Origin of the sequence: Streptomyces sp. NPDC059477 (assembly GCF_042749375.1) — a bacterium.
Lineage (GTDB): Bacteria > Actinomycetota > Actinomycetes > Streptomycetales > Streptomycetaceae > Streptomyces.
Genome location: NZ_JBHYUG010000018.1, coordinates 23,641 through 39,356, shown reverse-complemented (window position 1 = coordinate 39,356; position 15,716 = coordinate 23,641). Strand labels below are relative to the sequence as shown.

Annotated in this window: 11 protein-coding genes; 10 read left to right on the top strand and 1 reads right to left on the bottom strand. The window is 70.4% G+C overall.

The features are described 5' to 3' along the window. Positions 1-243 precede the first annotated feature (243 nt). The 3 genes from ACFXAZ_RS12395 to ACFXAZ_RS12385 all read left to right on the top strand — a co-directional run bounded on the left by ACFXAZ_RS12395 (position 244) and on the right by ACFXAZ_RS12385 (position 3,347). The gene (locus ACFXAZ_RS12395) at positions 244-1,326 is read left to right on the top strand and encodes an inositol-3-phosphate synthase (protein ID WP_384588463.1); all 1,083 of its coding nucleotides are present in this window, start codon (positions 244-246) and stop codon (positions 1,324-1,326) included. A 137-nt stretch (positions 1,327-1,463) separates the two neighbouring features. Then, positions 1,464-2,726 carry an MFS transporter gene (locus ACFXAZ_RS12390; RefSeq protein ID WP_384588460.1) on the top strand — a complete coding sequence of 421 codons (1,263 nt, stop codon included), beginning with the start codon at positions 1,464-1,466 and terminating at the stop codon, positions 2,724-2,726. 129 nt (positions 2,727-2,855) lie between these two features. Further along, the gene (locus ACFXAZ_RS12385; protein WP_384588457.1) at positions 2,856-3,347 is read left to right on the top strand and encodes a hypothetical protein; all 492 of its coding nucleotides are present in this window, start codon (positions 2,856-2,858) and stop codon (positions 3,345-3,347) included. Between the two features lie 141 nt (positions 3,348-3,488). Here ACFXAZ_RS12385 and ACFXAZ_RS12380 read toward each other — a convergent pair whose 3' ends face one another. Beyond that, a complete protein-coding gene (locus ACFXAZ_RS12380; protein WP_384588454.1) occupies positions 3,489-4,937 on the bottom strand; it encodes a CCA tRNA nucleotidyltransferase in 1,449 nt (482 codons plus the stop codon). 310 nt (positions 4,938-5,247) lie between these two features. Between ACFXAZ_RS12380 and ACFXAZ_RS12375 the strand changes: the two genes are divergently transcribed. The 7 genes from ACFXAZ_RS12375 (at position 5,248) to trxA (ending at position 15,577) form a co-directional block, all read left to right on the top strand. Continuing rightward, complete coding sequence (locus tag ACFXAZ_RS12375; protein WP_384588451.1) at positions 5,248-7,914, top strand: DUF6049 family protein; 2,667 nt, start codon at positions 5,248-5,250, stop codon at positions 7,912-7,914. 44 nt (positions 7,915-7,958) lie between these two features. Continuing rightward, on the top strand, positions 7,959-10,403 hold the full coding sequence (gene murJ, locus ACFXAZ_RS12370; protein ID WP_384588448.1) for a murein biosynthesis integral membrane protein MurJ: 2,445 nt from the start codon (positions 7,959-7,961) through the stop codon (positions 10,401-10,403). Between the two features lie 116 nt (positions 10,404-10,519). Beyond that, positions 10,520-12,283, top strand: a complete 1,764-nt coding sequence (locus ACFXAZ_RS12365) for a serine/threonine protein kinase (RefSeq protein WP_384588446.1) — start codon at positions 10,520-10,522, stop codon at positions 12,281-12,283. A 24-nt stretch (positions 12,284-12,307) separates the two neighbouring features. Further along, positions 12,308-13,027, top strand: a complete 720-nt coding sequence (sigM, locus tag ACFXAZ_RS12360) for an RNA polymerase sigma factor SigM (RefSeq protein ID WP_384588442.1) — start codon at positions 12,308-12,310, stop codon at positions 13,025-13,027. Then, positions 13,024-14,097, top strand: coding sequence for an anti-sigma factor family protein (locus ACFXAZ_RS12355; protein ID WP_384588439.1), 1,074 nt, complete (start codon positions 13,024-13,026; stop codon positions 14,095-14,097). The genes sigM and ACFXAZ_RS12355 overlap by 4 nt, the downstream gene beginning before the upstream one ends. A gap of 135 nt (positions 14,098-14,232) precedes the next feature. Beyond that, positions 14,233-15,204: a thioredoxin-disulfide reductase gene (gene trxB, locus ACFXAZ_RS12350; protein ID WP_384588436.1), complete on the top strand. Its 972-nt coding sequence runs from the start codon at positions 14,233-14,235 to the stop codon at positions 15,202-15,204. Positions 15,205-15,247: 43 nt separating this feature from the next. Next, positions 15,248-15,577, top strand: a complete 330-nt coding sequence (gene trxA, locus ACFXAZ_RS12345; protein ID WP_382682618.1) for a thioredoxin — start codon at positions 15,248-15,250, stop codon at positions 15,575-15,577. Positions 15,578-15,716: the final 139 nt, after the last annotated feature.

Below are 15,716 nucleotides of genomic sequence, written 5' to 3'. Positions count from 1 at the left end.
CGGGTCGCCACCCCGTGGCCCCCGATGGGCGGCGCCCCACCCCGATACCCGCGCGCGCGCGGGCCGCCCGCCACCCCCGCCGCCCCCCCACCACGGGCTCCGCTCACCAGGACATACAAGACATCACTGGAGCGCCGGGCGGCCTGCCCCGGACCGGGGACATCTCCCGGCCGGATTCGCCCGACGACACCGCCACGTGACGCCCGTCAGGGCCTCACCGAGTACACACAGGGAGCAACCGGAATGGGTTCGGTTCGCGTAGCCGTCGTCGGCGTGGGCAACTGCGCCGCGTCGCTGGTGCAGGGCGTCGAGTACTACAAGGACGCCAACCCGGCGTCCAAGGTGCCGGGCCTGATGCACGTACAGTTCGGCGAGTACCACGTCCGTGACGTGGAGTTCGTCGCCGCGTTCGATGTCGACGCGAAGAAGGTCGGTCTCGACCTCGCGGACGCCATCGGCGCCTCCGAGAACAACACCATCAAGATCTGCGACGTGCCGTCCTCGGGCGTGACCGTGCAGCGCGGCCACACCCTCGACGGTCTCGGCAAGTACTACCGCGAGACCATCGAGGAGTCCACCGAGGAGCCGGTCGACGTCGTCCAGATCCTCAAGGACAAGCAGGTCGACGTCCTCGTCTGCTACCTGCCTGTCGGCTCCGACGCCGCGGCGAAGTTCTACGCCCAGTGCGCCATCGACGCCAAGGTCGCCTTCGTCAACGCCCTCCCGGTCTTCATCGCCGGCACCAAGGAGTGGGCGGACAAGTTCACCGAGGCGGGCGTCCCGATCGTCGGCGACGACATCAAGTCGCAGGTCGGCGCCACCATCACGCACCGCGTCATGGCGAAGCTGTTCGAGGACCGCGGTGTGGTCCTGGACCGCACGATGCAGCTGAACGTCGGCGGCAACATGGACTTCAAGAACATGCTGGAGCGTGAGCGCCTGGAGTCCAAGAAGATCTCCAAGACGCAGGCCGTCACCTCCCAGATCCCCGACCGGGAGCTGGGCGCGAAGAACGTCCACATCGGCCCGTCCGACTACGTGGCGTGGCTGGACGACCGCAAGTGGGCCTACGTCCGTCTGGAAGGCCGCGCCTTCGGCGACGTCCCGCTGAACCTTGAGTACAAGCTGGAGGTCTGGGACTCCCCGAACTCGGCCGGTGTCATCATCGACGCCGTGCGCGCGGCGAAGATCGCCAAGGACCGCGGCATCGGCGGCCCGATCCTCTCCGCGTCGAGCTACTTCATGAAGAGCCCGCCCGTCCAGTACTTCGACGACGAGGCCCGCGAGAACGTGGAGAAGTTCATCAGCGGCGAGGTCGAGCGCTGATCCGGCCGCGCTAGGACAGGCCCCGGCGGGCCGGGGAGCGGGCAGGACGGCTCCCTCGCCCGGTGGGTCCGGCGGTCCGTCGAGGGTCCCCGGGGCATTGCGCCCCGGGACCCTCCCCGTATGTGAGGCTGTGCCCCATGGCCGTCGTACGTGATCTGCGCGTTCTCCTGCGCTTTCGGGACTTCCGGCGCCTGCTCGCCGTACGGCTGCTCTCCCAGGGTGCGGACGGCGCGTACCAGGTCGGCCTCGCCACGTACGTCGTCTTCTCCCCCGAGCGCCAGGCCTCACCGGCCGAGATCGCCTCCGCGATGGCGGTGCTGCTCCTCCCGTACTCCCTCGTCGGCCCCTTCGCCGGCGTCCTGCTCGACCGCTGGCGGCGCCGCCAGGTCTTTGTGTACGGCAATCTGCTGCGCGCCCTGCTGGCCACCGGCACCGCCCTGCTGATGGTCAGCTCCGTGCCCGACTGGCTGTTCTACGCCTCCGCGCTGTGCGTCACCGCCGTCAACCGCTTCGTCCTGGCGGGACTGTCCGCCGCACTGCCCCGCGTGGTCGACGCCGACCGCCTGGTCATCGCCAACTCCCTGTCCCCGACCGCCGGGACGCTCGCCGCGACCGCGGGCGGCGGCGCCGCCTTCGTCGTACGGCTGCTGTTCGCGGACTCCGACGCCGCCGTGGTCCTCGTCGGGGCCGGGCTGTATCTGTGCGGGGCGCTCGCCTCGCTGCGCATCCCGCGCGACCGGCTGGGCCCCGACCCGGCGCTGGTGCAGCCCCGCCTCGGCATGGCGCTCGCGGGCACCGCGCGGGATCTGATGGCGGTGGTACACCATCTCGCCGCCCCGAAGCGCCGGGAGGCCGTGTGGGCGCTCGGCGCGATGACGCTGATGCGGTTCTGCTACGGCGCCCTCACCGTCACCGTCCTGATGCTCTGCCGGTACGCCCTGACCTCGACCACCGAGGACGGGCTCGCCCTGCTGGGGTTGGCGGTGGGTGTCTCGGGGGCCGGTTTCTTCGTGGCGGCCGTGCTGACGCCCTGGGCGGTGGGCCGCTTCGGGCCCATCGGCTGGATCGTGGTCTGTTCGACGGCCGCGGCGGTACTGGAACCCGCGTTGGGGCTGCCGTTCGCGACCGCGCCCCTGCTGGCCGCCGCGTTCGTACTGGGGCTGACGACCCAGGGCGCGAAGATCGCCACGGACACCATCGTGCAGTCCACGGTCGACGACGGCTTCCGCGGCCGGACCTTCTCCGTCTACGACGTTCTGTTCAACGTGGCCTTCGTCGGTGCCGCCGGAGTCGCCGCCCTGATGCTGCCGCCGGACGGCCGCTCGGCACCGCTCGTGTTCACCGTCGCCGCGATCTATGCCGTGGTTGCGGTGGCTATGGCCCGCTTTGGACGCCGGTAAGTGTCACATGAAGGCCACAGACACCGCCCAGGGAGCCGTGTTGTCAGTGGGGGCAGATAACTTACGTGGGTCTTAAGCGCGGTCAATTCGCGCTGCTCACCCACTCGTTCCATTCAGGGGGATCCCCAAGTGACTACGCCGCCTCCCCAGGGCAACCCGTTCGCCCAGAACCAGCCTCAGGGCCAGAACCCGTTCGCCCAGGGCCAGACCCCTCCGCAGGGCGATCTCCCCCAGCAGCCGGGCATCCCGCAGCAGGGCAACCCCTATGGCGCGGTGCCGCCGGAGCCGCCGCGCCGGAAGCTCGGCTTCAAGACCATCAAGAACATCGTCATCGCCGTCGTGGTCGTCAGCGTGGCCATCGGCGCGTTCATAGCCAGCCGGGACGACGCCGACCAGGCCGCCGTGGGCGACTGTCTGAAGTCCTCGTCATCGTCCTCGGACGAGATGGAGATCGTGGAGTGCACCTCCACCGACGCCGAGGTCGAGGTCCTCAAGAAGGTCGACGGCAACTTCACGTCCCTCACCGCGGAGACGGAGTGCCGCACGGTCGAGGAGGCCACGAGCTTCTACGCCCAGACGGGCGACGGCGCTGAATTCCTGCTGTGCCTCAAGGACGTCTGATCCAGGGTGTCTGATCCAGCAGGGTCGATGTTTCACGTGAAACATCGAGAGGTTCGCTGAGACAAGCGGGGTCATGTTTCACGTGAAACATGGCCCCGCTGTCATGCTCCCGGGCCGGCCAGTTCCCCGGCGGCCACCGGCTCATGCCTCCGGCTGCTCCGCCCACCACTCCTTGAGCGCGGCCACCGCGTCGGCGTGCTCCATCGGCCCGTTCTCCAGCCGCAGCTCCAGCAGGTGCTGGTACGCGGTGCCGACGGCAGGACCGGGCTTGATGCCCAGGATCTGCATGATCTCGTTGCCGTCGAGGTCGGGGCGGATCGCGTCCAGCTCCTCCTGCTCCTTCAGCTGGGCGATGCGCTCCTCCAGCCCGTCGTAGGCCCGGGAGAGCGCGATGGCCTTGCGTTTGTTCCGCGTCGTGCAGTCCGAGCGGGTCAGCTTGTGGAGACGCTCCAGGAGCGGGCCGGCGTCACGGACATAGCGGCGGACCGCGGAGTCGGTCCACTCACCCGTGCCGTAGCCGTGGAAACGGAGGTGCAGCTCGACCAGGCGGGAGACCTCCTTCACCAGTTCGTTGGAGTACTTCAGCGCCAGCATCCGCTTCTTGGTCATCTTGGCGCCGACGACCTCGTGGTGATGGAAGGAGACCCGGCCGTCCGTCTCGAAGCGCCGGGTCCGCGGCTTGCCGATGTCATGCAGCAGTGCCGCCAGGCGCAGGGCGAGATCGGGGCCGTCCTGCTCCAGCGCGATCGCCTGCTCCAGGACGATCAGGGAGTGGTCGTAGACGTCCTTGTGCCGGTGGTGCTCGTCGCTCTCCAGGCGCAGCGCGGGCAGCTCCGGCAGGACGTGGTCCGCGAGGCCGGTGTCGACGAGGAGTGTCAGGCCCTTGCGCGGGTGGGTGGACAGCAGCAGTTTGTTCAGCTCTTCCCGGACCCGCTCGGCGGACACGATCTCCAGCCGGGCGCCCATCTCCTCCATCGCCGTGACGACCTCGGGGGCCACCTCGAAGTCGAGCTGCGCGGCGAAACGGGCGGCCCGCATCATGCGCAGCGGGTCGTCGGAGAAGGACGCCTCCGGCGTGCCCGGCGTACGCAGAACCCGCGCCGCGAGGTCGTCGAGGCCGCCGTGCGGGTCGATGAACGTCTTCTCCGGGAGCGCCACCGCCATCGCGTTCACGGTGAAGTCCCGGCGGACCAGGTCCTCCTCGATGGAGTCCCCATAGGACACCTCGGGCTTGCGTGAGGTCCGGTCGTAGGACTCCGAGCGGTAGGTGGTGACCTCGATCTGGTAGCCGTCCTTCTGGGCGCCGACCGTGCCGAAGGCGATGCCGACCTCCCAGATGGCGTCGGCCCAGGGCCGCACGATCTTCAGGACGTCCTCGGGCCGGGCGTCGGTCGTGAAGTCCAGGTCGTTGCCGAGCCGGCCGAGCAGCGCGTCCCTGACCGAGCCGCCGACGAGGGCGAGGGCGAACCCGGCCGCCTGGAAGCGGCGCGCGAGATCGTCGGCGACAGGGGTGATCCGCAGCCGGTCGCCGGGCTCGCGGTCGGCCACCTGGCCCGGGGCGGTGAGGTTGTCTTCGTTGGCGTTCGGCACAACAGAAAAGGGTACGTGGCCCGGACGCCTGCGGGCGCCTCGATTAACGGCGGCCGGAGCCGACCCGCCCCGCCCCCTCCGATTTCCCGCCCTTGATCTCCCTCTTATTAGCCCCCTCCCCCTATATACAGGCACATAGAGGCAGACCCGCAGGGCCTCCGAGCGAACCCAGCAGGTCCCCCGAGCCGGCCGCCCCGTCCCTCCCCGATCTTGTGGAGCAGTCCGCGGCACTTCCCCTCAGCGCGCATCGTTACCATGCGTGGACGCACATTCCGACGAGCACTGACGACGACTAGGGACGGGCGAGCGCGTGGCCGAGGCGGCAGACATCCAGGGGACGTGTCCCTCACCTGCCCGCCCGCCTGCCCGCCGGTGGCTACGGCGCACAGGAGTCCTGCTCGCGAGCGCCCCGCTGCTGGCGGGCCTGTTCCAGCTGCCCGCCGCGCCGTCAGCCCAGGCGGCGGAGCCGGCCTCGGTGCAGGCCGCGTCCGGTTCGCGCACGGTCGGCGTCTCCCTCGACTCGGTCTCCCCGGGCATCCCCGGGGAGGGCGACACCGTCACGGTCTCCGGCACGCTCACCAACAACGGCAAGCAGGCCGTCACGGACGCCACCGTCGATCTGCGGATCGGCCCCGAGCTGACCACCCGCTCGGACATCGACGACGCCGCCGAGCGCACGGGATACACCCCCGGCGCGGACGGCTCCCCGGTCGGCGACGAGTACGCCCAGGACTTCACCCGGCTCGCCCCGGGCGTCGCCCAGCGCTTCAGCATCTCCGTACCGGTGGACGAGCTGGACCTCGGCGGCAGCGGTGTCTACCAGCTCGGGGTGGCGCTGTCCGGTGAGACCGCCGCGCAGCAGTGGGAGCAGGTGCTGGGCTTCCAGCGGACGTTCCTGCCGTGGCAGCCGGGCGGGACGGACGTCCGCACGAAGACGACCTTCCTGTGGCCGCTGGTGTCCACCGTCCACATGTCGGCGGAGACCGACTCCAACGAGCAGCAGACGCCGGTCTTCCTCAACGACGACCTCGCCAAGGAGATCGCCCCCGGTGGCCGCCTGGAGCAGTTGGTGGCGCTGGGCAAGGAACTCGACGTCACCTGGGTGATCGACCCGGACCTGCTGGCGTCGGTGGACGCCATGACGCGCAGCTACGAGGTGCAGGGCCCCGGTGACACCACCACGCCCGGCACCCACCAGGCGGTCGCCAAGGAGTGGCTGGCGGACCTCCAGGGCGCGGTGGCGGGCAAGGAGGTCGTCGCGCTGCCGTTCGGCGACCCGGACCTGGCCTCGCTCGCGCACAACGGCACGGATGTCACCGGCTCGCTCAGCCGTCTCAAGGAGGCGACGGACGTCATCGCCAACACGGTGGAGCCGATCCTGCACGTGCAGCCGACCACCGACTTCGCCTGGCCCGTGGACGGCGCCGTCGACCCGTCGATCGTGAAGGTCGCCACGTCCGCCGGCGCGGACAAGGTGATCGCCCGCAGCGACAGCCTGGAGGAGACCGGCGGGCTGCCGTACACGCCCTCGGCGGCCCGGCCCATCGGCGGTGGCACCACGGCCGTGGTGGCGGACTCGCGGATGTCCACCGCCTTCGAGGGCGATCTGACGACGGCGTCCGCGGACTCGCTCGCCGTGCAGACGTTCCTGTCACAGAGCCTGATGCTGAACCTCCAGTCGGACCAGCAGCGCAGCATCGTCGTCGCCCCGCAGCGGATGCCGACCGCGAGCCAGGCCCGCGCGATGGCGACGGCGCTGACCACGCTCCAGGCCGGCGGCTGGTCCGAGGCGCAGAACCTCACCGCCACGGCCGAGGCCAAGCCGGACCCGGGCGCCACCACCAAGGTGCCGTCCGCCTCCGCGTACCCCTCGTCGCTGCGCAAACAGGAGCTGCCCGCCACGGCCTTCGACGAGATCGCCACCACGCAGGACAAGCTGGACAACTTCAAGGTGATCCTCACCGACGAGTCCCGTGTGGTGACGCCGTTCGGGCGGGCCATGAACCGGGAGATGTCCACCTCCTGGCGGGGCCTGGCCACCGAGGCCGCGAGCTTCCGCAACGGCGTGGAGAACTATCTCGACGATCTGGCCGGCCAGGTCAGTCTGATCCAGAAGTCGGAGACCAAGCTCTCCGGCCGCAGCGCCACGATCCCCGTGTCGGTGCAGAACAACCTGGTCCAGGGCGTCGACCACCTGGTGCTGCGGCTCACCTCCACCAGCCCGACCCGCCTGGAGATCGGCGGCAACGCCTACGCGGAGCAGCCGGTGACGGTCTCCGGCGGGCACAGCCAGTCGGTGAAGTTCGACACGTCCGCCAATGCCAACGGCCGGGTGACCGTGATCGCCCAGCTGTTCACCGAGGACGGCCAGGCCTACGGCCAGCCGGTCACGTTCGACGTGAAGGTCACCGAGATCACCGCCACGGTGATGCTGGTCATCGGTGGCGGCGTCCTGCTCCTGGTCCTCGCCGGGTTCCGGATGTACACCCAGCGCAAGCGCGCCGCGCGGGAGGCGGCGGAGGCCGGGCCGGACAACGGGGACGACACCGACGACACCGGTACCGGAGCCGAGGGCGATACCGCTGACGACACCGCTGAGAACGCCGCCGACGCAGACGCCCCCGACGCAGACCCCGCCGCGGACCCCCGGGAATCCGCCGAGAGCCCAGCGGGCGCCGAGGAGTCCCAGAGCGCCGAAGGCACGACCACCGAGACCACCGGCCAACCCGATCCCCCGAAGAGTTCCGAGCCCCCGAAGCACCCCGAAGGCATGGAGCGCTCCGGAAGCACGAAGCACCCCGAGGACGCGGAGAACCCCGCCGCCCCCGACCACCGTCCCCAGTCCCAGGACCCTCGCACGGAGGAGTCGGGAACCCGGCCGGGGGCACACGACCCTCAGCAGCCGAGTGACCTGACGCCGGACACCGCAGCGGAAAGCGCCGACCCGTCCCGGACGGGTGAGAGAGTGGACCGTTGAGGATGTCGTGGCCGGTCGGCCCGGGACGATGAGGTGGGGTAACCATGAACGCGCCGTACGACGGTGACCGCGGCCAGGCCGCGGGCAGCTCGGGCCACCCCGAGGGCCCGCCGCCCGAGCCCGGCCAGGTGCCGCCGCAGCACTCGGCGGACATGTACCTCCAGGACGCCTACGACCAGGACCCGTACCGCGCGCAGGATCTCACCGCGCAGGACCCGGTCGCCGAGGCGCTCTACGACCGGGCCGCGCATCCGCCGCCGCCCCCCGGCACCTACCCGCCGCAGCCGATGTACGGGCAGCCGCAGCAGTCGCCGTACGCCCCCGATCCGCGCGTGTGGGCGCAGACGCCCGCCCCGGAACCGGAGGGCCCCACCCAGTACCTGCCGCACGGCGACGACCCGCGCACCACCCAGTACGTGGGCGTCGACGACCTGGTCACCCAGGCGGGCGACCAGCGCCACGAGCCCGACGCCTTCGCCCATCTCTTCCGGGACCAGCAGCACCAGGGGGTGCGCCCGCCGGCCGACCACCACCCGGCCGCGCCCCCACAACAGGCCATGCAGCAGGGCATGCAGGCCGACGGCTATCACAACGGGTCCTACGCGCCCGCGCAGTACGCGCAGAGCCCGTATCAGGAGGCCGGCGGCCACCAGCAGGCCCAGTACGCGGCCCCCCAGTACCAGCAGGCCCCGCAGTACGGCGTCCAGCAGGCCGCTCCGCAGGGGCAGTACGGCGAGTACGGCGTCGCGCAGGCGCCCTACCAGCAGTCCGGGTCCCCGGGGCCCGAGCCCCTGGCGCCCGAGCCGCCGGAGGCACCCGCCCCGCCCCCCGCCGCCGGTTCCTCCACCGCCGCGAAGAAGGGCCGGGGCGGCGGGCTGCTCAAGTCCAGCGCGGTGATGGCCGCGGGCACGATGGTGTCGCGGCTGACCGGCTTCGTCCGCTCGGCGCTGATCGTCTCCGCGCTGGGCGTCGGCCTGCTCGGCGACACCTTCCAGGTCGCCTACCAGCTGCCGACGATGATCTACATCCTGACGGTCGGCGGCGGCCTCAACTCGGTCTTCGTCCCGCAGCTCGTGCGCGCGATGAAGGACGACGAGGACGGCGGCGAGGCGTACGCCAACCGGCTGCTGACCCTCGTCATGGTCGCCCTCGGACTGCTGACCGTGCTCGCCGTGCTCGGGGCGCCGTATCTGGTGCGCGCCCTGTCGAACCCGGTCGCCACCAACCCGGCGGCCAACGACGCGGCCATCACCTTCGCCCGCTACTTCCTGCCCACGATCTTCTTCATGGGCATCCATGTGGTGATGGGCCAGATCCTCAACGCCCGCGGCCGGTTCGGCGCGATGATGTGGACGCCGGTCCTGAACAACATCGTCATCATCGCGACACTCGGCATGTTCCTGTGGGTCTACGGCAGCGCCGCCGACTCCGGGATGACGGTCGACAACATCCCGCCGGAGGGCGAGCGTCTTCTCGGCGCCGGCGTGCTGCTCGGCCTGGTGGTCCAGGCGCTCGCGATGATCCCGTATCTGCGCGAGACCGGCTTCCGGATGCGGCTGCGCTTCGACTGGAAGGGCCACGGCCTCGGCAAGGCCGCGATGCTCGCCAAGTGGACGATCCTGTTCGTCCTCGCCAACCAGGCCGGCGCCCTCGTCGTCACCCAGCTGGCCACCGCCGCCGTCTCCGACACCAACATCGCGGGCACCGGCTACAGCGCGTACGCCAACGCCCAGCTGATCTGGGGCCTCCCGCAGGCCATCATCACCGTCTCCCTGATGGCCGCCCTGCTCCCGCGGATCTCCCGCTCGGCCCACGAGGACGATGCCGGAGCCGTCCGCGACGACATCTCCCAGGGCCTGCGCACCACCGCCGTCGCCATCGTCCCGATCGCCTTCGGCTTCGTCGCGCTCGGCATCCCGATGTGCACCCTGATCTTCGGCTCCTCCGGCACCGGCGCCGCCACCAACATGGGCTACATGCTGATGGCGTTCGGCATCGGCCTCATCCCGTACTCCGTGCAGTACGTCGTCCTCCGCGCCTTCTACGCGTACGAAGACACCCGCACCCCCTTCTACAACACCGTGATCGTGGCCGCCGTCAACGCCGGGGCGTCCGCGGCGTGCTTCCTGCTGCTGCCCGCCCGCTGGGCGGTGATCGGCATGGCCGCCTCGTACGGACTCGCCTACGTCATCGGTGTCGGCGTCGCCTGGAGCCGGCTGCGCAAGCGGCTCGGCGGCGACCTCGACGGCGCCCGCGTGCTGCGCACCTACGCCCGGCTGAGCATCGCCGCGGTCCCGGCCGCGCTGCTCGGCGGCGCGGCCTGCTACGGCATCACCCACACCCTCGGCCAGGGCGTCCTCGGCTCCTTCGGCGCACTGATCGGCGGCGGCGCCGTCCTGCTCGGCATCTTCTACATCGCCTCCCGCCGGATGCGCATCGAGGAACTCAACTCGATGGTGGGCATGGTCCGCGGGCGTCTGGGGCGCTGAGAGGGGTACGCGCACAACCATCGTCCGCCACTGTGTGTCGTGCATAGCAGCGGACTGTGGGCACAATTGGTTTCGGCGTCGTACGGGGCGCAACGGATGGGGAGGCAGGGACGACGGTGGCGGAACGGAGCAGGGCTGCCGTCGACGTGGCAGACGACGGCGGCGACGAGCCGCCGGCCACCAAGGCGGACCAGGCCAACCAGGCGGACCAGACGGACCGGTCCACGGGCGACGGGTTGGACCAGAACGGGGACCAGAACCGGGAGCGGGACACGGAGCACGACGAGGCACAGGGGAGTGGCGGGAGCGTGCGTCCCGGGACGGCGGCACCGTCCGAACTGCACAGCGGCCACAAACTCGCCAGGCGCTACCGCCTGGAGGAGTGCGTCACCCGACTGGACGGATTCAGCAGTTGGCGGGCGGTGGACGAGAAACTCCGCCGGGCCGTCGGCGTCCACCTCCTGCCCGCGGACCACTCGCGGGCCCGTTCCGTCCTCGCCGCGGCCCGTTCCTCCGCGCTGCTGGGCGACCCCCGTTTCGTCCAAGTCCTCGACGCCGTCGAGGAGAACGACCTCGTCTACGTCGTGCACGAGTGGCTGCCCGACGCGACCGAACTGACCGCGCTGCTCGCCGCCGGCCCGCTGGAGCCGCACGACGCCTACCAGATGGCCAGTCAGGTCTCCGCCGCCATGGCCGCCGCGCACCGTGAGGGCCTCGCGCATCTGCGGCTCAGCCCCAACGCCGTGCTGCGCACCTCCACCGGCCAGTGGCGCATCCGCGGGCTCGCGGTCAACGCCGCGCTGCGCGGCATCGGTTCCGACACCCCGCAGCGCGCCGACACCGAGGCGATCGGCGCCCTGCTGTACGCCTCGCTCACCCAGCGCTGGCCCTACGAGAGCAACGCCTACGGGCTGTCGGGCCTGCCGAAGGGCGTCGGCCTGATCGCCCCCGACCAGGTGCGCGCCGGGATCCACCGCGGGCTGTCGGAGCTGGCGATGCGCGCCCTCGCCAACGACGGCGCCACCGCCTCCCGCCACGAGGCGCCGTGCACGACACCGGAGGAACTGGTCAAGGCGATCAGCGAGATGCCCCGCATCCGCCCACCGGAGCCGGCCTTCACCGCCCCGCCCGAGTACCAGCGCACGACCTACCAGCAGGGCTCCTACGGCCGGCCGGCGCCGCACCCCAACGAGACCCAGCCGGTGCACCAGCCGCCGCCCCCGCTCCAGAGCCGCACCGGCAAGGCCCTGAAGTGGGCCGTCTCGGCGCTGCTGCTCGCCGCGCTGGGCCTGGGCAGCTGGCAGCTCGCGGACGCCCTCCTGGACCAGGGCGGCAAGTCCGACGACACCAACCAGACCCAGACGACGGACGGCGAGGACAAGACCAACGGGGAGACACCGAAGCCCCCGCCGCCGATAGAGATCGCCGGCGCCCAGGAGTACGTGGCCAAGGGCGAGGCGCAGGCGACGGACGAGGTGCCGCACACCTATGACGGGGACCCGGCGACCATCTGGCGCACGAAGAGCTTCCTCGACGGCCCGGAGATGAACCCGATCTTCAAGCCGGGCGTCGGCATCGTCTACGACCTCGGTACCGACCAGAAGGTCAAGGCGGCGGACATCGGCCTGCTGTTCGGCGGCGACCACACCACGGTCACGCTGTACGCGACGGATTCCATGAGTTCCTCGGTACCGATCTCCTCGATGACCGAACTGGGTACGGTGACCACCAGCGACACCTCGGCGCACGTACAGATCGACAAGCCGGTGGCGAGCCGGTACGTCCTGGTGTGGTTCACGGCGCTGCCGTACGCGTCGGGCGACGACTTCAGCGGCTCCGGCTACAAGCAGGCCATCACGGATCTGAAGTTCACCGGCTGACGACAGCACGGAGGGGGAGGTCAGATGGCGGACGACGTCACCTACGGCGACGTGAACGACAGTGACCTCCTCGCCCGTCATGTGGGAGGCGATCCGCACGCCTTCGGTGAGCTCGTCCGACGCCACCGGGACCGGCTCTGGGCCGTCGCCCTGCGCACCCTCGGGGACCGTGAGGAGGCCGCCGACGCCGTGCAGGACGCGCTGGTCTCCGCCTACCGGGCCGCCCACACCTTCCAGGGGAAATCGGCCGTCACGACCTGGCTGCACCGGATCACGGTGAACGCCTGTCTGGACCGGGCCCGCAAGGCCGCCTCCCGCCGGACCTCGCCGGTCGACGACGCCGAGCGGCTGGAGCAGCTCCTGGAGCCACACGAGTCGGCGTCGGCCCCGGCCGAGCGCAAGGATCTGCACCGCCAGCTGATCGAGGCGCTGGGCACCCTGCCGCCCGATCAGCGGGCCGCCCTCGTCCTGGTGGACATGCAGGGCTACCCCGTCGCCGAGGCCGCCCGGATCCTCGATGTGCCGACCGGGACGGTGAAGAGCCGCTGCGCCCGGGGCAGAGCCAGACTCCTTCCACTCCTCACTCATCTACGCCCGGACGGCGCGAGTGGCGAGACGAGCGGGGAACGGAACCGGACGCAGGGGACATCCGTCCCACCGGCAGCGGGACCACCCGATGCCGGGTCCCGTCAGATCGGACCGATTGATCCAGCTGCTGTGAAGGGCGGAGGTGGGCGGGCGTGACATCCACGACAGACATGACGGAGCACCCGGACGTCACCGAGATCGCCGACCTCACCGAGGGGCTGCTGACCCCGTCACGGACCGCGGACATCCAGCGACATCTGGACACCTGCGAGCTGTGCGCGGACGTCTCTGCCTCGCTGGCGGAGGTCCACGACCTGCTCGGCGCGGAGCCGGAGCCCGTGGCCATGCCCACCGACATCGCCGAGCGGATCGACGTGGCACTCGCGGCCGAGGCCCTACGAGCCTCGGAAGCTCAACGAACAGCTGAGGTCCTACGAGGAGCCGAGGTCCTACGAGCGTCGGAAGCTCCCCAGCCGATCGACTCGGCCACCGACAGCACACAGGTTTCACGGGAAACACCACGGAGCCCGACGGCGAGCGCGACTGTTTCACGTGAAACACAGGACTACGCGCGTCCATCTCCGGACAGCGACAGCGACGCGCATGTTTCACGTGAAACATCGGTCGCCGCAGACCGCCCCACGGGCCATGCCCGCCCCTCCACCACCGGACCCGGCCGTAAGAAGCCGGATCGATCGGATCGCTCGAAGCGCCGCCGGGTGACCGTGATCGGCGCCGCCTTCGCGGCGGCGGCCGTGGGGCTCGGCTCTGTACTGCTGTCCTCGCTCATGGGCGGCGGAGCCTCCGGCCCCCCGGCGGGGGACGACCAGACCACCACCGCGTCGGACACATTCTCCACCGAGTCCCTCGAACGCCAGGTGACCGATCTGCTCTCCACCGAGCCGATCGACCAGGAGGCGACGAGCGGCGGCTCCCGCAGTCCGCTGGGCAGCATGGGCGTGGAGGGGGGCGACGACGTGGTCTCGCCCAGGGTGTTCCAGACACCGTCGGTACCCGACTGTGTCCGCAAGGGCATCGGCCGACAGGACGCGGCGCTCGCCGTCGACGAGGGCGTCTACAAGGGCACCGACGCGATGCTCGTCGTGCTGCCCGACGCCAATGACATCAGCCGGGTCACCGCGTACATCATGGACTCCACCTGTGTGAAGCGGGCGTCCTCCGACATCGCGAAGATCTTGTTCCAGACCTCGTACGCGCACCCCTGAGCTTCGGCGGGCGGCACCCGCCGTGTGCCCGGCCACAGCGGGAATGCTCGACCCTTAGGATCCGTTGGGTGGGATGAGAGTCCTGAGAGGGACGCCCACTGGAAACTGATGAGTCCAGAGACGAGGAACCCAGCCGTGAGCGACGTCCGAAACGTGATCATCATCGGCTCTGGGCCCGCCGGCTACACGGCGGCCCTGTACACCGCACGCGCGTCGCTGAAGCCCCTGGTGTTCGAGGGCGCGGTCACCGCCGGCGGTGCGCTGATGACCACCACGGAGGTGGAGAACTTCCCCGGCTTCCAGGACGGCGTCATGGGGCCGGAGCTGATGGACAACATGCGCGCCCAGGCCGAGCGCTTCGGCGCCGAGTTGATCCCCGACGACATCGTCTCCGTGGACCTCTCCGGTGAGATCAAGACCGTCACGGACACCGCGGGTACGGTGCACCGGGCGAAGGCCGTCATCGTCGCCACCGGCTCTCAGCACCGCAAGCTGGGCCTGCCCAACGAGGACACGCTCTCCGGCCGCGGCGTCTCCTGGTGCGCCACCTGTGACGGGTTCTTCTTCAAGGACCACGACATCGCTGTGATCGGCGGCGGTGACACCGCGATGGAGGAGGCGACCTTCCTCTCCCGGTTCGCCAAGTCGGTCACGATCGTCCACCGCCGCAGCAGCCTGCGCGCCTCCAAGGCGATGCAGGACCGCGCCTTCGCCGACCCGAAGATCAAGTTCGTCTGGGACAGCGAGGTCGCGGAGATCCAGGGCGACCAGAAGCTCACCGGACTGAAGCTGCGCAACGTCAAGACCGGTGAACTCTCGGACCTGCCGGCCACGGGCCTGTTCATCGCGATCGGCCACGACCCGCGGACCGAGCTGTTCAAGGGACAGCTCGATCTCGACGGGGAGGGCTACCTAAAGGTCGAGGCTCCCTCCACCCGGACGAACCTGACGGGCGTCTTCGGCGCGGGCGACGTCGTCGACCACACCTACCGTCAGGCGATCACGGCCGCCGGCACCGGATGTTCCGCCGCCCTCGACGCCGAGCGTCACCTCGCCGCGCTCGCCGACGAGGCGCAGGCCGAGCCCGAGCAGGCCGCCGCCGTCTGATCCGACCTTCTGTCCTCCCCGCAACCCACGTAAGGAGCCCGCTGTGGCCGATCTGAAGCATGTAACCGACGACTCCTTCGATCAGGACGTCCTCAAGAGCGACAAGCCTGTTCTGGTGGACTTCTGGGCCGCGTGGTGCGGTCCGTGCCGCCAGATCGCGCCGTCCCTGGAGGCCATCGCCAAGGAGCACGGCGACAAGATCGAGATCGTCAAGCTGAACATCGACGAGAACCCGGGCACGGCCACCCGGTACGGCGTCATGTCCATCCCGACCCTGAACGTCTACGTGGGCGGCGAGGTCGCGAAGACCATTGTCGGCGCGAAGCCGAAGGCCGCGATTCTCCGCGACCTTGAGGACTTCATCGCCGAATGACACCGTCGCCGGGCACGGCGGCTGCGACACCGCCACACCCGCTGCGGCGATGTTTCACGTGAAACACGAATGGGCCGTGACGGCAGCGAGTTCAGGGCCGCCGCGCGTTCCGGCGACATCCGCGCGGGCCCCTCCTCCG